The organism is Pseudomonas sp. IT-P44, assembly GCF_949768225.1.
Taxonomy (GTDB): domain Bacteria; phylum Pseudomonadota; class Gammaproteobacteria; order Pseudomonadales; family Pseudomonadaceae; genus Aquipseudomonas; species Aquipseudomonas migulae.
Genome location: NZ_CATKQM010000068.1, coordinates 212,605 through 231,070, shown reverse-complemented (window position 1 = coordinate 231,070; position 18,466 = coordinate 212,605). Strand labels below are relative to the sequence as shown.

The following is an 18,466-nucleotide window of genomic DNA, read 5'->3' as shown; positions in this document are numbered from 1 at the left end:
CGCTTGCAGTAAAAACCGGAAAAAAACGCTGGGCATTATAAGCATTTTTACGTCGAGAGCGTCATTTGCGCTGCTGTCAAGACGGGTGGTTTGAACGCAACGGACATTACAGAGTCCGTAAGACACGGATAGTCATAGGGAATTGGTAGTGCTAGGACTCTTCAATAAAAAAGCCAATACGCTTTTGGGGATCGACATCAGCTCCACGTCGGTGAAGCTGCTTGAGCTTAGCCGCCAGGGCGACCGCTATCGGGTCGAGGCTTATGCGGTAGAACCGCTACCCGCCAACGCGGTGGTCGAGAAAAATATCGCCGAGCTCGAAGGCGTGGGTCAGGCCCTTTCACGCGTGCTGCTCAAGGCCAGAACCAGCCTCAAGAATGTGGCGGTGGCCGTGGCCGGTTCCGCCGTCATCACCAAAACCATCGAAATGGATGCAGGTCTTTCCGACGACGAGCTGGAAAACCAGCTGAAGATCGAGGCCGATCAATACATTCCTTATCCACTGGACGAAGTCGCCATCGACTTTGAAGTACAGGGCGTATCGGCACGCAACCCGGAACGGGTCAGTGTGCTGCTGGCAGCGTGTCGCAAGGAAAACGTCGAAGTCCGTGAAGCGGCGCTCGCACTGGCCGGCCTGACGGCGCGCGTGGTCGATGTCGAGGCTTACGCGCTGGAACGCTCCTTCGGCCTGCTGACCGGGCATCTGGCGGCGTCTCGCGAAGATCTGACAGTCGCCGTGGTCGACATCGGCGCGACCATGACCACCCTGAGCGTGCTGCGCAACGGGAAAATCATCTACACCCGCGAACAGTTGTTCGGCGGTCGTCAACTGACGGAAGAAATCCAGCGGCGTTATGGCCTGACCGTTGAGCAAGCGGGGCTGGCAAAGAAGCAAGGCGGTTTGCCGGACGATTACGTCAGCGAAGTGTTGCAGCCCTTCCGTGATGCGCTGGTGCAGCAAGTGTCGCGTTCGTTGCAGTTTTTCTTCGCTTCCGGCCAGTACACCTCGGTCGACCATATCCTGTTGGCTGGCGGCACCGCTTCGGTTCCGGGGCTGGACCGATTGATCGAGGAGCGACTGGGCACTTCGACGCAAGTGGCCAATCCATTCTCCGACATGACCCTGGGCAGCAAGGTAAACGCCGGTGCCCTGGCCAGCGATGCGCCGGCGCTGATGATCGCCTGTGGGTTAGCCCTCAGGAGCTTTGACTGATGGCGCGGATCAACCTTTTACCTTGGCGCGAAGAGCTGCGGGACGCACGTCGCAAACGCTTTTTGCTGGCGCTGGTCGGCGTGCTGGTGGGCGCTGTGGCAGTGGTGCTGGTCGCGGATCGGGCCATCAACGGCGCCATCGACCGACAGGTCGCCCGAAACGATTACATCGGTAAACAGATTGCGGTGGTCGACGAGCGGATCAAACAGATCAGCGACCTCAAGGCCCGGCGTCAGCAACTGGTCGAACGCATGCGCATCATTCAGGACCTGCAGGGCAATCGTCCGATCAGCGGGCGGATCTTCGATCAGTTGGCGCGAACCCTGCCGGACGGGGTCTATTTCACCGAGGTGAAAATGGAAGGTAAAACCCTGTCCATCACCGGCGCGGCAGAATCCAATAACCGTGTTTCCGACTTGATGCGCAATCTGGATGCATCGGACTGGTTCGATGCGCCCACCCTGACAGAGGTCAAGGCGACCACCGCAGGCCAACTGGATCAGGCCAACGTCTTTCAGTTGACCGTGCGCCAGACCCAGCCTGCTGCCGTGGAGGCCGTTCAATGAGGCCGGCCGAATGGATCGAAGGGCTGCGCAAGATCGACATCAACGATCTGGACACCAACAACATGGGGTCCTGGCCGCCCGCCATCAAAGCGCTGGCGGGTCTTCTATTGATGATTCTGGTGTTGGCGCTGGGCTACAGCTTTTCCATCAGTGACCTTGAGAGCCAGCTTGAACTCAAGCGCGAGGAAGAGTCGACCCTCAAGGAGCAATTCGCCACCAAGGCCCACATGGCGGCGAATCTTGAGCTGTACACCCAGCAGATGAAGGAAATGGAGAACTCCTTCGGCGTACTCCTGCGGCAATTGCCCAGCGACACCGAAGTGCCCGGTCTGCTGGAGGACATTACCCGTACCGGCCTCGGAAGCGGGCTGGAGTTTGAAGAGATCAAACTGCTGCCAGAGGTGACCCAGCCTTTCTACATCGAACTGCCGATCCAGATCACCGTCACTGGTGCCTATCATGACCTCGCCACGTTCGTCAGTGGCGTGGCGGGGCTGCCACGGATCGTCACCCTGCATGATTTCGACCTTGCCCCGGCCAACCCCGAAGGCGGCGCTAAATTGCGCATGAGCATCCTCGCCAAGACTTACCGCTACAACGACAAGGGGCTGCAAAAATGAGCCCGGTTCGTATTTTTCCGATGATCGGGATGTTGGCCGCCCTGGCCGGTTGTGATGGCAGCAATGACTTCAGTGATCTCGACGCTTACATGAACGAAATGCGTCTGCGTGCGCCCGGCAGGATTGAACCAACGCCGACATTCCGGTCTTACCCAACGTTCACCTACAGCGCGGCTAACTTGCGAAGCCCGTTTTCCCGGCAGCTCAGAGTTGATCTGGCGGGCCAAAAACATGGCGCACGCAATGTCAAACCAGACCCCAGCCGGGTCAAGCAGTACCTCGAAGGTTTCAACATCGAGCAGTTTGAAATGGTCGGCACGATCTCCAATGCGGCGGGCTCCTTTGCGCTGTTGCGCGGGGCGGGCGGTGTGCATCGGCTGAAAGTCGGCGATTACCTGGGGCGCAACGATGGCCGGATCGTCGCCATCAGCGGCTCGCAAGTCGATGTGGTCGAAATCGTTCCTGACGGCGAAGGCGCCTGGCTGGAGCGGCCACGGACTATCCCTTTGAAAGAGCACTCATAGTGGAACTCGAATAATGAACAGGATTTTCGCAACCTTCGGTATTTCGCTATGGATAGCGTTGCTGTCGCCGATGGTACAAGCGGCCAACCTCAAGGCGCTGGATGTTGCCGCGCTGCCGGGAGACCGCGTCGAGTTGAAGTTGTCATTCGATGGCGCGCCGCCGGCGCCCCACGGTTACACGACGGAGCAGCCTGCGCGGATTGCGCTGGATCTGCCTGGCGTGGTCAGTCAGTTGGCGAGCAAGACCCGTGATCTTGGTGGCGGCAACGCCCGCAGCGCCACAGTGGTGGAAGCCAAGGACCGCACACGGCTGATCATCAACCTGACTCAATTGACCCCGTACACCGCACGGGTCGAAGGCAACAACCTGTTTGTTGTGGTCGGGCGGGGAGGCAGTAACGCTGCCGCGCCTGCCGCCAGGCCTTCGCGGGTCGCCACGGCAACTGTGGCGCCGGCCAAGGCTTATGCGCCGGCGAGCAAGGCCATTCGCGGCGTGGATTTCCAGCGTGGAACCCAGGGCGAAGGCAACGTGGTCATCGACCTGTCGGACCCTTCCATCGCCCCGGACATTCAGGAACGCGATGGCAAGATCGTCCTTAATTTTGCCAGAACCCAATTACCAGAACCTCTGCGAGTGCGCCTGGACGTCAAGGATTTCGCCACGCCGGTGCAGTTCGTCAACGCCAGTGCCACCGGGGACCGGGCGACCATCAGCATCGAGCCCAGCGGCACCTTCGATTACTCGACCTACCAGACCGACAACAAGCTGACCGTCAGCATTCGCCCGATGACCGTCGATGACCTGCAAAAGCGCAACGCCGAACGTTTTGCCTACACCGGTGAAAAGCTCTCGCTGAACTTCCAGGACATTGACGTGCGCTCGGTGCTGCAACTGATCGCCGACTTCACCAACCTCAATCTGGTGGCCAGCGACACGGTGCAGGGCGGCATCACCTTGCGCCTGCAAAACGTGCCATGGGATCAGGCGCTGGACCTGGTGCTGAAAACCAAGGGGCTGGATAAGCGCAAGATCGGCAACGTGCTGCTGGTAGCGCCGGCCGACGAGATTGCCGCGCGCGAACGTCAGGAGCTGGAATCGCAGAAGCAGATTGCCGATCTGGCGCCATTGCGTCGTGAGCTGCTGCAGGTCAATTACGCCAAGGCGGCGGATATCGCCAAGTTGTTCACGTCGGTGACCAGTGCCGAGGCAAAAGTGGATGAGCGGGGTTCGATCACTGTCGATGACCGGACCAACAACATCATTGCCTATCAGACCCAGGATCGCCTCGACGAACTTCGCCGGATCGTCGCGCAACTGGACATCCCGGTGCGTCAGGTGATGATCGAGGCGCGAATCGTCGAAGCCAACGTCGACTACGACAAAAGCCTCGGCGTGCGCTGGGGTGGTTCGTTGCAGAACAAGGGCAACTGGAACACGTCCGGGGTCAGCAACGGCGCCGATGCTTCGTCGACCATCGGCACGCCTGGCAGCACCAGTACCAACTCGCCGTTCGTCGATATGGGCGCCGCCGCCAATACCTCGGGGCTCGGCATCGCCTTCATCACCGACAATGTGCTGCTGGATCTTGAACTGACCGCCATGGAGAAAACCGGTAACGGCGAAATCGTCTCACAGCCCAAAGTGGTCACGTCCGACAAGGAAACCGCAAAAATCCTCAAGGGCACCGAGATCCCGTACCAGGAGGCCAGCTCCAGCGGGGCCACATCGGTGTCCTTCAAAGAGGCCTCGTTGTCGCTGGAAGTGACGCCGCAGATCACCCCGGACAACCGGATCATCATGGAGGTCAAGGTCACCAAGGACGAACCGGACTACCTGAACAAGGTCCAGGATGTACCGCCGATCAAGAAAAACGAGGTCAACGCCAAGGTCCTGGTCAATGACGGCGAGACCATCGTAATCGGTGGCGTTTTCTCAAATACTCAGAGCAAGGTTGTAGATAAGGTGCCATTTCTCGGCGATGTGCCGTATCTTGGCCGCCTTTTCCGGCGTGACGTGGTTTCGGAGAAAAAATCCGAGCTGCTGGTATTTCTCACTCCGCGTATCATGAACAACCAGGCGATTGCTGTGAGTCATTGATTCTGTGCGAAATTTGATTCTTGTTGGACCGATGGGGGCTGGAAAAAGCACCATCGGCCGGTTGCTGGCCAAAGAGCTGCGCCTGCCATTCAAAGATTCCGATAAGGAAATTGAATTGCGCACGGGCGCCAATATCCCATGGATTTTTGATAAGGAAGGCGAACCGGGCTTTCGCGACCGCGAGCAGGCGATGATTGCCGAACTGTGCGATTGCGACGGCGTGGTGCTGGCGACTGGTGGCGGTGCAGTCATGCGCGAAGCCAATCGTCGGGCGCTGCGTGCCGGTGGTCGGGTGGTTTATCTGCACGCTTCCGTGGAGCAGCAGGTCGGCCGCACTGCCCGCGACCGCAATCGGCCACTGTTGCGTACTGCCGACCCGGCCAAGACCCTACGGGATCTGCTGGAGTTGCGCGACCCGCTTTATCGGGAAATCGCCGACCTGGTGGTTGAAACGGATGAGCGGCCGCCGCGTATGGTGGTGCTCGATATTCTCGAGCGCTTGCAGCAGCTGCCTCCCCGTTAAAGCGCAGCGCGAAATGCGCTATCCTCGGCGTCCTGCCACGACCGCTCAAGGTTGTGGCGGATGGCTACCGAACGGCGTCACACCATCAGATGCCCTGGATACTCGATAACTCAAGGCGGGATGCCTGATTTCATCTTCACTGTGGGGACACATGCAGACACTCAAGGTCGATCTAGGCGAGCGCAGCTACCCGATTCATATTGGCGAAGGTTTGTTGGATCAGCCTGAGCTGCTGGCCCCGCATATTCGCGGACGGCAAGTGGCGATCATCTCCAACGAAACCGTTGCGCCGCTCTATCTTGAACGTCTGACCCGCAGCCTTGCGCAGTATTCGGTGATTTCCGTGGTGCTGCCCGACGGTGAAGCCTTCAAGACCTGGGAAACCCTGCAACTGATTTTCGACGGCTTGCTGACCGCACGACACGACCGTCGCACGACCGTGATCGCCCTCGGTGGCGGCGTGATTGGCGACATGGCCGGTTTTGCCGCCGCCTGTTACCAGCGTGGCGTCGATTTCATCCAGGTTCCAACCACTCTGCTTTCGCAAGTCGACTCCTCGGTGGGCGGCAAGACCGGGATCAATCATCCGCTGGGCAAAAACATGGTCGGCGCCTTCTATCAGCCGAACGTGGTGCTGATCGATACCGCCTCCCTCAATACCCTGCCGGCCCGCGAGTTGTCCGCCGGGCTTGCTGAAGTCATCAAATACGGCTTGATCTGCGACGAGCCCTTCCTGACCTGGCTCGAAGAAAACGTCGATCGCCTGCGCGCCCTGGACCAGGTCGCCCTGACCTATGCCATCGAGCGCTCCTGCGCGGCGAAGGCGGCGGTGGTCGGCGCCGATGAAAAGGAAACCGGCGTTCGCGCCACGTTGAACCTGGGCCACACGTTCGGCCACGCCATCGAAACCCACATGGGCTATGGTGTCTGGCTGCATGGTGAGGCGGTCGCTGCCGGTACGGTAATGGCGTTGGAAATGTCCACGCGTCTGGGCTGGATCAGTGAGCAAGAGCGTGATCGCGGCATTCGCCTGTTCCAGCGTGCCGGCCTGCCGGTCATCCCGCCTGAAGAGATGACTGAAGCCGATTTTCTCGAACACATGGCAATTGACAAGAAAGTGATCGACGGTCGTTTGCGCCTGGTGCTGCTGCGCCACATGGGCGAAGCAGTGGTGACCGACGATTATCCGAAAGAGGTTCTACAGGCCACGCTGGGAGCGGATTACCGCGCCCTGGCTCAGCTTAAAGGTTAATAAGATCCCGATGACTAGTTTGCACGCCGACGAGGCTTTCCTCGGCCATTACCAGTTGAGTCATGACCCTTTTGCTCCACGGGTGCCTGGCTTCAAATTCTTCCCGGCCCAGCGCAAACCTGTGCTGGGTCAGCTGCACCACCTGGCTCGTTACAGCCAGTTGCTGCTGGTGGTCACCGGCCCGCAAGGCAGTGGCAAGACCCTGTTGCGTCAGGCCCTGGTGGCCAGCACCAATAAACAGTCCGTTCAAAGCGTGGTGGTTTCCGCCCGTGGCGCCGGTGATGCGGCGGGCGTGCTGCGTCAAGTGGCTCAGGCGCTGAACGTCGCCGAGGCCGAGACCGGCGCGATTCTGGCTCAGGTCGTGCAGCTCGCGCTGACCGGTCAGGAAGTCTATTTGCTGGTGGACGACGCCGAGCAGCTCGACGAGTCCGCGCTCGAAGCCTTGATGGAGCTGGCCGCCGGTGCGCCGGAAGGCCGCCCGCACGTGTTCCTGTTCGGCGAATCCTCGCTGATCGCTCAACTTGAGGCGCTGAGCCTTGAAGAAGAGCGCTTCCACGTCATCGAGCTGCAGCCTTACACCGAAGAAGAAACCCGCGAATATCTGGACCAGCGGCTCGAAGGTGCTGGACGGGGTATCGAACTTTTCACCGCAGAACAGATCTCTGATATTCACGAAAGCTCCGACGGCTGGCCTGGCAACATCAACCAGGTTGCCCGCGATGCAATGATCGAAGCCATGATTGCCAGCCGCTCAGCGGTCAAGCGTCCAAGTATGGGGTTCAACATGCCGAAGAAACACGTATTGGCGATTTCCGCCGTCGTCGTGGTCGCGGTAGCCGCCGCCTGGTTGATGCCGGGTCGCAGCAAAGCACCGACCACCGGCGCACCTGCCAACGAACAGGCGCAACTGCCGCTTGGGCAGGGCACGCCACAACCTAACAGCGGCGGCGCACCTGCCGTGGAATTCGCCGGTAATTCGCAACCGATGCCATTGCCGTTGGTCGGCAACTCGCAGCCGGTCATGCGTGGCCCGCTGGCTGAAGCCGCCGGTGGCATCACCGAGGGCGATGATGGCGTGCCGGTAGAGGGTTCCAGCGCTACACCGCCGACCGTAACCACCATCGCGCCTCCTGCGGGCATCCAGGCCGGTCCTGCGCCAACGCCTGCCGCCAAGCCGACGCCAGCGCCTGCACCAGCGCCGACTCAGGTCGCGACGGCCAAACCGGTTCCGACTACGCCTGCAGTGAAGCCGGCACCAGCGCCTGCGCCAGCCAAGCCAGCGGCTGTCGCAACCGCCAAGCCTGCCGAGAAACCAGCGGCTGCGGCCAAGGCTGCCGGCGGCACCTGGTACGCCGGTCAGGCTCCGGGTAACTACGTGGTGCAGATCCTCGGCACCAGCTCCGAGGCGACCGCGCAAAACTTCGTGAAAGAGCAGGGCGGCGAGTACCGTTATTTCAAGAAAGTCCTCAACGGCAAGCCGCTTTACGTCATCACTTACGGTAACTTCGCCAACCGCGATGCAGCCGTTACCGCCATCAAGGCCTTGCCAGCGAAGGTTCAGGCTGGTAAACCTTGGCCTCGCACTGTCGCCAGCGTCCAACAGGAACTGGCAACAACTCGCTGAAGATTCGGCGGCCTTACCCAGGCCGCCTCTCCCGGCACCTCAAAATTTCTACAAGCGCATGCCGCCTCTACAGGCCGCGTGCCTTGTGGTGTCTGCGTCACAGTAGTCTTTGAGTCGTTGCAGTCAAAATTAAAAAAGTTTTGACTAGCACAGCAGATCGCTTTAAACCTTTCACAAATGCGACATAGATTTGCGACATTTCGTCGTCAAATTTGTGAGCCTCTGTGTCGGTGTGTACAATGACCTCCCTTTTGCCCCCGCAAAGCTGGCGTACGTTCGGCGCGGATGGTAAGTGGTTGAATTGAAAAGAAATTTGCCTCGATAAGAGGCAGCCTGGTGAGAAAGTGTCTATGAAAGCAGGTCTGTACCAACCAGATGAATTCAAGGATAACTGCGGTTTCGGCCTGATAGCCCATATGCAGGGCGAGCCCAGTCATACCCTTTTGCAAACGGCCATCGAGGCCCTGACCTGCATGACCCACCGCGGTGGGATCAACGCCGACGGCAAGACCGGTGACGGTTGCGGTCTGCTGATTCAAAAGCCGGACGTGTTCCTGCGAGCCATCGCCCAGGAAACCTTCGGTGTCGAACTGCCCAAGCAATATGCGGTGGGCATGGTCTTCTTCAACCAGGACCCGGTCAAAGCCGAAGCCGCTCGCGAGAACATGAACCGCGAGATCCTGGCCGAAGGCCTGACCCTGGTCGGCTGGCGCAAAGTGCCGATCGACACCAGCGTCCTCGGCCGCCTGGCCCTTGAGCGCCTGCCGCAGATCGAGCAGGTCTACATCGGCGGTGAAGGCCTGAGCGATCAGGACATGGCGATCAAGCTGTTCAGCGCACGTCGTCGCTCGTCCGTGGCCAACGCCGCAGACGTCGATCACTACATCTGCAGCTTTTCGCACAAGACCATCATCTACAAAGGCCTGATGATGCCGGCGGATTTGACCGCCTTCTATCCAGACCTCAGCGATCAGCGCCTGCAAACCTCGATTTGCGTGTTCCACCAGCGCTTTTCCACCAACACCCTGCCGAAATGGCCGCTGGCCCAGCCATTCCGCTTCCTCGCCCACAACGGCGAGATCAACACCATCACCGGCAACCGCAACTGGGCCCAGGCCCGTCGCACCAAGTTCACCAACGATCTGATGGATCTGGAAGAACTCGGCCCGCTGGTGAACCGCGTCGGTTCCGACTCCTCCAGCATGGACAACATGCTCGAGCTGATGGTCACCGGTGGCATCGACCTGTTCCGTGGCGTGCGGATGATCATTCCGCCAGCGTGGCAGAACGTCGAAACCATGGACCCGGATCTGCGAGCGTTCTACGAATACAACTCGATGCACATGGAACCGTGGGACGGCCCGGCCGGCGTGGTAATGACCGACGGTCGTTACGCGGTGTGCCTGCTCGACCGTAACGGTCTGCGTCCGGCGCGTTGGGTCACCACCAAGAACGGTTTCATCACCCTGGCGTCCGAAATCGGTGTCTGGAACTACCAGCCTGAAGACGTGATCGCCAAGGGTCGCGTTGGCCCGGGCCAGATCTTTGCCGTGGACACCGAAACCGGCCAGATCCTCGACACCGACGCGATCGACAACCGTCTGAAATCCCGTCATCCGTACAAGCAATGGCTGCGCAAGAATGCACTGCGCATCCAGGCGACCATGGAAGACAACGACCACGGTTCGGCGTTCTACGACGTCGATCAGCTCAAGCAGTACATGAAGATGTATCAGGTCACGTTCGAAGAACGCGACCAGGTGCTGCGTCCGCTCGGCGAGCAAGGCTACGAAGCCGTTGGCTCGATGGGCGACGATACGCCGATGGCCGTGCTGTCCCAGCGCGTGCGCACGCCGTACGACTATTTCCGCCAGCAGTTCGCGCAGGTGACCAACCCGCCGATCGACCCGCTGCGTGAAGCCATCGTCATGTCGCTGGAGATCTGCCTCGGTGCCGAGCGCAACATCTTCCAGGAGTCGCCGGAACACGCCTCGCGCGTAATCCTCAGCTCGCCGGTCATTTCCCCGGCCAAGTGGCGCTCGCTGATGAACCTCGATCGTCCGGGCTTCGAGCGCGCGATCATCGACCTCAACTACGACGAAAGCGTCGGCCTCGAAGCGGCTGTGCGCAACGTCGCCGATCAGGCTGAAGAAGCCGTTCGCGCCGGTCGCACCCAGATCGTCCTGAGCGACCGTCACATTGCACCGGGCAAGTTGCCGATCCACGCTTCCCTGGCCACCGGCGCGGTACACCACCGCCTGACCGAAAAAGGCCTGCGTTGCGACTCCAACATCCTGGTGGAAACCGCCACCGCACGCGACCCGCACCACTTTGCGGTGTTGATCGGCTTCGGCGCCTCGGCGGTCTATCCGTTCCTGGCTTATGAAGTGCTGGGCGACCTGATCCGTACCGGTGAAGTCCTGGGCGACCTCTATGAGGTGTTCAAGAACTACCGCAAAGGCATCACCAAAGGCCTGCTGAAAATCCTGTCGAAGATGGGTATCTCGACCATCGCTTCTTACCGCGGCGCTCAATTGTTCGAAGCCATCGGCCTGTCCGAGGAAGTCTGCGACCTGAGCTTCCGTGGTGTGCCGAGCCGCATCAAGGGCGCACGTTTCGTCGACATCGAAGCCGAGCAGAAAGCCCTCGCCGCCGAAGCCTGGAGCCCGCGCAAGCCGATCCAGCAAGGCGGTCTGCTGAAGTTTGTCCACGGTGGCGAATATCACGCCTACAACCCGGACGTGGTCAACACCCTGCAAGCCGCTGTGCAGCAGGGCGACTACAGCAAGTTCAAGGAATACACGTCGCTGGTGGACAACCGTCCGGTGTCGATGATCCGCGACCTGTTCAACGTCAAGACGCTGGCCACGCCGCTGGACATCAGCGAGATCGAACCGCTGGAATCGGTGCTCAAGCGCTTTGACTCCGCCGGCATTTCGCTTGGCGCACTGTCGCCGGAAGCTCACGAAGCCCTGGCCGAAGCCATGAACCGCCTCGGTGCGCGTTCCAACTCCGGCGAAGGCGGCGAAGACCCGGCGCGCTACGGCACCATCAAGAGCTCGAAAATCAAGCAAGTCGCGACTGGCCGTTTCGGTGTGACCCCGGAATACCTGGTCAATGCTGAAGTACTGCAGATCAAGGTCGCTCAGGGCGCCAAGCCCGGCGAAGGCGGTCAACTGCCAGGCGGCAAGGTCAACGGTCTGATCGCCAAGCTGCGTTACGCAGTGCCGGGCGTGACCCTGATTTCGCCGCCACCGCACCACGACATCTACTCGATCGAAGACTTGTCGCAGCTGATTTTCGACCTGAAACAAGTCAACCCGAAGGCCCTGGTCTCGGTGAAACTGGTAGCAGAAGCGGGCGTCGGTACCATCGCCGCCGGTGTGGCCAAGGCCTACGCGGACTTGATCACCATCTCCGGCTACGACGGCGGCACCGGTGCATCGCCGCTGACCTCGATCAAATACGCGGGCGCTCCGTGGGAACTCGGCCTGGCCGAAACCCACCAGACCCTGCGTGGCAACGACCTGCGCGGCAAAGTCCGGGTACAGACCGACGGCGGCCTGAAAACCGGCCTCGATGTGATCAAGGCGGCCATCCTCGGCGCTGAAAGCTTCGGTTTCGGCACCGCGCCAATGATTGCCCTGGGTTGCAAATACCTGCGTATCTGCCACCTGAACAACTGCGCCACCGGCGTCGCGACTCAGAACGAGAAGCTGCGTAAGGATCACTACATCGGCACCGTCGACATGGTGGTGAATTTCTTCACCTACGTCGCCGAAGAAACCCGTGAGTGGCTGGCCAAGCTGGGCGTGCGCTCCCTCGAAGAGCTGATCGGTCGCACCGATCTGCTGGAAGTCCTCGAAGGCCAGACCGCCAAGCAGAACCACCTGGACCTGACCCCGTTGCTGGGCAGCGATCACATCCCGGCAGACAAGCCTCAGTTCTGCCAGGTCGACCGCAACCCGCCGTTCGACAAAGGCCTGCTGGCCGAGAAAATGATCGACATGGCCACCTCGGCCATCAACGACATGAGCGGCGCCGAATTCGCGCTGGATATCTGCAACTGCGACCGTTCGATCGGCGCGCGGATCTCCGGTGAAATCGCGCGCAAGCACGGCAACCAAGGCATGGCGAACGCGCCGATCACCTTCCGCTTCAAAGGGACGGCCGGTCAGAGCTTCGGTGTGTGGAACGCCGGCGGTTTGAACATGTACCTGGAAGGCGACGCCAACGACTACGTCGGCAAAGGCATGACCGGTGGCAAACTGGTCATCGTTCCGCCGAAGGGCAGCGCCTACAAGACGCAGGACAGTGCCATCATCGGCAACACCTGCCTGTACGGCGCCACCGGCGGCAAGTTGTTCGCTGCCGGCACTGCGGGCGAGCGTTTCGCAGTGCGTAACTCCGGTGCTCACACCGTGGTGGAAGGCACTGGCGATCACTGCTGCGAGTACATGACCGGTGGTTTCGTCTGCGTCCTGGGCAAAACCGGTTATAACTTCGGCTCGGGCATGACCGGCGGTTTCGCCTACGTGCTCGATCAGGACAACACCTTCGTTGACCGGGTCAACCACGAACTGGTGGAAATCCAGCGGATCAGCGGCGAAGCGATGGAAGCCTACCGTAGCCACCTGCAACGCGTGCTGAACGAGTACGTCGAGGAAACTGACAGCGAGTGGGGTCGTGAACTCGCGGAAAACCTCGATGACTACCTGCGCCGTTTCTGGTTGGTCAAGCCCAAGGCTGCCAGCTTGAAAACGTTGCTTTCCAGCACCCGTGCCAACCCGCAGTGATATGCGCCTGAAGAGTTTGATGAGGTTTTAACAATGGCTGAACGTCTGAATAACGACTTCCAGTTCATCGACGTCGGGCGCAAAGATCCGAAGAAGAAACTGTTGCGTCAACGCAAGAAAGAGTTCGTGGAGATCTACGAACCCTTCAAACCCCAGCATTCGGCCGATCAGGCCCACCGCTGCCTGGGTTGCGGTAACCCGTATTGCGAATGGAAGTGCCCGGTGCACAACTTCATTCCGAACTGGCTGAAACTGGTGGCCGAGGGCAACATCCTCCAGGCCGCCGAGCTGTCACACCAGACCAACACCCTGCCGGAAGTCTGCGGCCGGGTGTGCCCGCAGGATCGTCTGTGCGAGGGTGCCTGCACCCTCAACGACGGCTTCGGCGCGGTGACCATCGGTTCGGTCGAGAAGTACATCACCGACACCGCGTTCGCCATGGGCTGGCGCCCGGACATGTCCAAGGTCAAGCCGACCGGCAAACGTGTCGCGATCATCGGCGCAGGCCCGGCCGGCCTCGGTTGTGCCGACGTGCTGGTACGCGGCGGCGTGACCCCGGTGGTGTTCGACAAGAACCCGGAAATCGGCGGTCTGCTGACCTTCGGCATCCCGGAGTTCAAGCTGGAAAAGACCGTGCTGAGCAATCGCCGCGAAGTCTTCACCGGCATGGGCATCGAGTTCCGCCTGAACACCGAAGTGGGCAAGGACGTGTCCGTCGAGCAACTGCTCGAAGAATACGATGCCGTGTTCATGGGCATGGGCACCTACACCTACATGAAGGGCGGCTTTGCCGGTGAAGACCTGCCGGGCGTGCATGACGCGCTGGACTTCCTGATCGCTAACGTCAACCGCAACCTGGGCTTTGAAAAGTCGCCGGAAGATTTCGTCGACATGAAAGGCAAGAAGGTCGTGGTACTGGGCGGCGGCGACACGGCGATGGACTGCAACCGTACCTCGATCCGCCAGGGCGCCAAGTCGGTGACCTGTGCGTATCGTCGTGACGAAGCGAACATGCCTGGCTCGCGCAAAGAGGTGAAGAACGCCAAGGAAGAAGGCGTGAAATTCCTCTACAACCGCCAGCCGATCGCCATCGTGGGTGAAGACAAGGTTGAAGGCGTGAAGGTGGTCGAGACCCGTCTCGGCGAGCCGGACGCCCGTGGCCGTCGCAGCCCCGAGCCGATCCCGGGCTCCGAAGAGATCATCCCGGCCGACGCCGTGGTCATCGCTTTCGGTTTCCGTCCAAGCCCGGCGCCGTGGTTCGAGCAGTTCAGCATCCAGACCGACAGCCAGGGCCGCGTAGTTGCGCCTGAACAAGGTCAGTTCAAGCACCAGACCAGCAACCCGAAAATCTTCGCCGGTGGCGATATGGTTCGCGGTTCCGACCTGGTGGTGACGGCGATCTTCGAAGGCCGCAATGCGGCGGAAGGGATCCTGGACTACCTGGGCGTCTAAATCTGCTTGATCGGCGTCGCTCCCTTCGCGGGCAAGTCGGATCGCCGCACCGCTCGCTCCTACAGGTGCAATATGACCCTGTAGGAGCGAGGCTTGCCCGCGAAGAGGCCGGTAAATTCAACGCAGATTTAGTTGATGTAACCCGCGACAAATTGACCCGATAGACAAAAGGCTGACCTGCATCCGTGCCTTTTGCGTCGAGCTCTGAGAAAATGCCCGCACTTTTTTTCCGGATGCCGACATGACTGCCCTGAAGAACGACCGTTTCCTTCGCGCCCTGCTCAAGCAACCTGTAGACGTCACCCCTGTGTGGATGATGCGTCAGGCCGGTCGCTACTTGCCTGAATACCGCGCCAGCCGTGCCAAGGCCGGCGACTTCATGAGCCTGTGCATGAACCCGGCGTTCGCTTGCGAAGTCACCATGCAACCGCTCGACCGCTATCCGCAACTGGACGCGGCAATCCTGTTCTCCGACATCCTCACCATCCCGGACGCCATGGGCCAGGGCCTGTACTTCGAAACCGGTGAAGGTCCGCGCTTCAAAAAAGTCGTCAGCACGATGGCCGATATCGAAGCCCTGCCGATTCCTGATCCGCACAAAGACCTCGGTTACGTGATGGACGCGGTCAGCACCATCCGCCGCGAACTGAACGGTCGTGTACCGCTGATCGGTTTCTCCGGCAGCCCATGGACCCTGGCCACCTATATGGTCGAAGGCGGCTCGTCGAAAGACTTCCGCAAGACCAAAGCCATGCTCTACGACAACCCGCAAGCCATGCACCTGCTGCTGGACAAGCTGGCGCAGTCGGTGACCTCGTACCTCAACGGCCAGATCATGGCCGGCGCGCAAGCGGTGCAGATTTTCGACACGTGGGGCGGCAACCTGTCGGCGGCGGCGTACCAGGAATTCTCCCTGGCCTACATGCGCAAAATCGTCAGCGGCCTGATCCGCGAACACGAAGGCCGCAAGGTTCCGGTCATCCTGTTCACCAAGAACGGCGGCCTGTGGCTGGAAAGCATCGCTGATGCCGGTGCTGATGCGCTGGGCCTGGACTGGACGTGCGATATCGGCAATGCCCGGGCTCGCGTTGGCGACAAAGTTGCCTTGCAAGGCAACATGGACCCGACCGTGCTCTACGCCAAACCGGAAGCCATTCGTACCGAAGTCGGACGGATCCTCGCCAGCTATGGCAAGGGTAGCGGCCACGTGTTCAACCTGGGTCATGGCATTACGCCGGAAGTCGATCCGGAACATGCGGGTGCGTTCCTGCGCGCGGTGCATGAGCTGTCGGCGCAGTATCACGAGTAGTTCTCTCAGGTTCCATCAAGCCTGTCCGGCCAACGCCGGGCAGGCTTTTTTTTTGTCTGAAATACCGTGTGCCCGCCTAATCCGTTTCATCCTGTAAGAATGTTTTCCCTCTTTGTCAGACAAGTGAAGAGAGAGAGTAATCCCCATCTAAACGGCGACTTGTCCTACATAGAATTCGTGCCCATCTCCGTAAGGTTTCAGACCTTCGTCCGGTGCCGCCCACCGAACGAGATTACGAACAGCGGCGTCCTTGTGGCGCCTTAATTTTCGATAAGTAGTCTGGAACACACTCATGAAAAAGACCTTCTACAAGGGAGGTGCGCTAAGCGCATGCTCCTCTTCAATGATCCTGTTATCGGCAATGTTGGCGTCTCAAACTGTTTCGGCCCATGGCTATATGGAAGTGCCGCCTTCGCGCGCGTTGCTGTGCCAGAAAGGGGTAAACACCAACTGTGGTTCCGCGCAATACGAGCCTCAAAGTGTTGGCGAAACATTCAAAGGTTTTCCGGCTGGTACAGGCGGTGCGCCTTTGCAAGGGCCGATCGATGGCAAGATTCCAAGTGGCGGTCATCCATCGTTCTCCGCTATGGATGCTCAGTCCGCTACCCGTTGGCAATTAACGGAAATCAAAGACCGCAACATCGATTTCCAATGGCGCTACACCCAGGCTCACCCGGCCACCAAGCATGAGTACTTCATCACTCGCAACGGCTGGAACGTTAACGAATCCCTCAAGCGCACCTCGTTCGAAAGCACCCCGTTCTGCGTTGTCGAGGGGAATCATCAACTGCCGGTGTCCGGCGCCAAACACAACTGCAACATTCCTGACGACAAATCCGGCCAGCACGTCATCCTCGGGATCTGGACCGTCGGTGATACCGACGCGGCGTTTTACAACGCTGTCGATGTGAACATCCTCGGCGAACCGTCGTTGCCCGGTGGCTGGTCTTCCGTTGGCGGCATCACGCCATCGGCCCAATTGATGATCGGCGACAAGGTCAAGGCCCGTGCATTCTCTGCCAACGGTGTCAGCCCGAATTTCGACGTCGAGATCTCCATCGACACTGCCGAGGAAGGCTCGCCGAACAAATGGGCGTTCAAACTCGCAGAAAAAATCAACAGCACCCAATCGCTTATCCGTGCCGGTATTCGTGATGAGAGCGGCAACATCGAACCGGTCCGGGGTAACAACACCCTCTACGCCCAGAAAGAAAGCGGCGTAACCCGATTCGAAGTTCAGCTGGACATGAAGGAAGACACCGCCGCGCGCATGTCGGTGGCCTCCCAGCAAGCCGAATACGTTCTGGACAAAGGCCTGGCCAACGTCCAGTTCAGCATGATCTCGAACCGTGCGATGAACGTCGAAGCGACCCTGTTCGACGAGAACAACAAGCCGGTCGGCTCTGTCGCGAAGCAAGTAGACAGCGGTCCGACCTGGCTGACCATGGATGTTCGCAGCAATCCCGGCAAACACACCCTGACGCTGGTCGGCACCACGCTGGATGGCCGCACCACTCGCCAGGACACCCAACCCACCCACATGACCGGTGAAGGCGCGGGCATCGAGCACGACTTCGTGTTCCCCGAAGGCATCAGCGAGTACACCGCCGGCACCAAAGTGCTGCAACCGAAGACCAATGAAATCTTCGAATGCAAGCCATTCCCCGCGTCCGGTTACTGCAAGCAATACACCCCGACGGCCAACGGCTTTGAGCCTGGTGTAGGGGCGCACTGGCACATGGCGTGGGACAAAATCTAAGTCTCTCGTAACACTTCAGGCGATCCGGAACAGGATTGCCTGAAGGCTTATCTTCCTGTTGAAAAGTCGAGTCGAAAATGACGGTTTCGGGTTACTCCACCCAACGCGTATGGCTGCACTGGGTGTCGGCGGCGGTGATCATCTGGACGCTGGCGTCGGGGTTCTACGTGGCCTTTGTGGACGTGCCAGCCCGCGTCGGTGAGCGGGTTGCCTTTATCAATGTGTCGCTGACGACGGTGTTCATCCCGTTTTTTGTCTGGCGGCTGTTTATTTTTGTCGTTCACGCCCGGCAGACGAGCGTGAACACCTTGTCGCCCATGGAAAAACTCGCGCTGTATGCCCACACACTGATCTACCTGACGGTGAGTGTCGTGTTGGTGACCGGTGTGTTGATGATGGACCGCCCGATTGATGTATTCGGGTGGTTCGATATTGCGCAGCCGCTGAGTGATCCAGCGCTTATCGCGCTGTTTGTCACCATTCACGTTTGGTCGTGCCTGGTGCTTTCACTGCTGATCGCGATGCATGTCGGTGCGGTGATTTTCCATGAACTGTGCGGTCACCGCGTACTGCGGCGAATGTCCTTGTGCAGCAAGTTTGGCAGTGGCCGCGCCGAGTGAACGGGCGACTCTGTTCCCTCTGCCTGCTGCTGGTGACCGTCGCGTACGGATCCTTTCTGGTGTGGCAAGAGTGGGGATTTCGTCAAAGCCGTGTCGCACCGATGCCTGTC

Annotated in this window: 13 protein-coding genes; all 13 read left to right on the top strand. The window is 59.9% G+C overall.

The window, feature by feature from the left end; all coding sequences use genetic code 11:
- The first annotated feature begins 148 nt into the window (after positions 1 to 148).
- The 13 genes from ACM6IO_RS26530 to ACM6IO_RS26470 all read left to right on the top strand — a co-directional run bounded on the left by ACM6IO_RS26530 (position 149) and on the right by ACM6IO_RS26470 (position 18,356).
- On the top strand, positions 149 to 1,213 hold the full coding sequence (locus ACM6IO_RS26530) for a pilus assembly protein PilM (protein ID WP_008041861.1): 1,065 nt from the start codon (positions 149 to 151) through the stop codon (positions 1,211 to 1,213).
- Positions 1,213 to 1,779, top strand: coding sequence for a PilN domain-containing protein (locus tag ACM6IO_RS26525; protein WP_008041859.1), 567 nt, complete (start codon positions 1,213 to 1,215; stop codon positions 1,777 to 1,779). Before ACM6IO_RS26530 ends, ACM6IO_RS26525 begins: the two co-directional genes overlap by 1 nt.
- Positions 1,776 to 2,399: a type 4a pilus biogenesis protein PilO gene (gene pilO, locus ACM6IO_RS26520; RefSeq protein WP_008041857.1), complete on the top strand. Its 624-nt coding sequence runs from the start codon at positions 1,776 to 1,778 to the stop codon at positions 2,397 to 2,399. Before ACM6IO_RS26525 ends, pilO begins: the two co-directional genes overlap by 4 nt.
- On the top strand, positions 2,396 to 2,923 hold the full coding sequence (locus ACM6IO_RS26515; protein ID WP_008025197.1) for a pilus assembly protein PilP: 528 nt from the start codon (positions 2,396 to 2,398) through the stop codon (positions 2,921 to 2,923). Before pilO ends, ACM6IO_RS26515 begins: the two co-directional genes overlap by 4 nt.
- A gap of 13 nt (positions 2,924 to 2,936) precedes the next feature.
- Positions 2,937 to 5,021, top strand: coding sequence for a type IV pilus secretin PilQ (pilQ, locus tag ACM6IO_RS26510; RefSeq protein WP_414912524.1), 2,085 nt, complete (start codon positions 2,937 to 2,939; stop codon positions 5,019 to 5,021).
- Positions 5,022 to 5,025: 4 nt separating this feature from the next.
- Positions 5,026 to 5,544: a shikimate kinase AroK gene (gene aroK, locus ACM6IO_RS26505; protein ID WP_032828585.1), complete on the top strand. Its 519-nt coding sequence runs from the start codon at positions 5,026 to 5,028 to the stop codon at positions 5,542 to 5,544.
- A 151-nt stretch (positions 5,545 to 5,695) separates the two neighbouring features.
- Positions 5,696 to 6,796, top strand: coding sequence for a 3-dehydroquinate synthase (gene aroB, locus ACM6IO_RS26500; RefSeq protein ID WP_008041853.1), 1,101 nt, complete (start codon positions 5,696 to 5,698; stop codon positions 6,794 to 6,796).
- A 10-nt stretch (positions 6,797 to 6,806) separates the two neighbouring features.
- Complete coding sequence (locus tag ACM6IO_RS26495) at positions 6,807 to 8,420, top strand: AAA family ATPase (RefSeq protein ID WP_414912523.1); 1,614 nt, start codon at positions 6,807 to 6,809, stop codon at positions 8,418 to 8,420.
- A 350-nt stretch (positions 8,421 to 8,770) separates the two neighbouring features.
- Positions 8,771 to 13,216 carry a glutamate synthase large subunit gene (gene gltB, locus ACM6IO_RS26490; protein ID WP_008025189.1) on the top strand — a complete coding sequence of 1,482 codons (4,446 nt, stop codon included), beginning with the start codon at positions 8,771 to 8,773 and terminating at the stop codon, positions 13,214 to 13,216.
- 33 nt (positions 13,217 to 13,249) lie between these two features.
- On the top strand, positions 13,250 to 14,668 hold the full coding sequence (locus tag ACM6IO_RS26485) for an FAD-dependent oxidoreductase (protein WP_192226859.1): 1,419 nt from the start codon (positions 13,250 to 13,252) through the stop codon (positions 14,666 to 14,668).
- Between the two features lie 241 nt (positions 14,669 to 14,909).
- The gene (gene hemE, locus ACM6IO_RS26480; protein WP_008025187.1) at positions 14,910 to 15,977 is read left to right on the top strand and encodes a uroporphyrinogen decarboxylase; all 1,068 of its coding nucleotides are present in this window, start codon (positions 14,910 to 14,912) and stop codon (positions 15,975 to 15,977) included.
- Between the two features lie 292 nt (positions 15,978 to 16,269).
- Positions 16,270 to 17,736: an N-acetylglucosamine-binding protein GbpA gene (gene gbpA / locus ACM6IO_RS26475; protein WP_414912522.1), complete on the top strand. Its 1,467-nt coding sequence runs from the start codon at positions 16,270 to 16,272 to the stop codon at positions 17,734 to 17,736.
- Between the two features lie 77 nt (positions 17,737 to 17,813).
- Positions 17,814 to 18,356 carry a cytochrome b gene (locus ACM6IO_RS26470; protein WP_192226861.1) on the top strand — a complete coding sequence of 181 codons (543 nt, stop codon included), beginning with the start codon at positions 17,814 to 17,816 and terminating at the stop codon, positions 18,354 to 18,356.
- Positions 18,357 to 18,466: the final 110 nt, after the last annotated feature.

Excerpts from the sequence above, each read along its gene's own strand:
- aroB (WP_008041853.1), top strand. The coding sequence starts at position 5,696 with ATGCAGACACTCAAGGTCGATCTAGGCGAGCGCAGCTACCCGATTCAT.
- ACM6IO_RS26495 (WP_414912523.1), top strand. The coding sequence starts at position 6,807 with ATGACTAGTTTGCACGCCGACGAGGCTTTCCTCGGCCATTACCAGTTG.
- gbpA (WP_414912522.1), top strand. The coding sequence starts at position 16,270 with ATGAAAAAGACCTTCTACAAGGGAGGTGCGCTAAGCGCATGCTCCTCT.
- pilQ (WP_414912524.1), top strand. The coding sequence starts at position 2,937 with ATGAACAGGATTTTCGCAACCTTCGGTATTTCGCTATGGATAGCGTTG.
- ACM6IO_RS26470 (WP_192226861.1), top strand. The coding sequence starts at position 17,814 with ATGACGGTTTCGGGTTACTCCACCCAACGCGTATGGCTGCACTGGGTG.
- ACM6IO_RS26515 (WP_008025197.1), top strand. The coding sequence starts at position 2,396 with ATGAGCCCGGTTCGTATTTTTCCGATGATCGGGATGTTGGCCGCCCTG.
- hemE (WP_008025187.1), top strand. The coding sequence starts at position 14,910 with ATGACTGCCCTGAAGAACGACCGTTTCCTTCGCGCCCTGCTCAAGCAA.
- pilO (WP_008041857.1), top strand. The coding sequence starts at position 1,776 with ATGAGGCCGGCCGAATGGATCGAAGGGCTGCGCAAGATCGACATCAAC.
- ACM6IO_RS26525 (WP_008041859.1), top strand. The coding sequence starts at position 1,213 with ATGGCGCGGATCAACCTTTTACCTTGGCGCGAAGAGCTGCGGGACGCA.
- ACM6IO_RS26485 (WP_192226859.1), top strand. The coding sequence starts at position 13,250 with ATGGCTGAACGTCTGAATAACGACTTCCAGTTCATCGACGTCGGGCGC.
- gltB (WP_008025189.1), top strand. The coding sequence starts at position 8,771 with ATGAAAGCAGGTCTGTACCAACCAGATGAATTCAAGGATAACTGCGGT.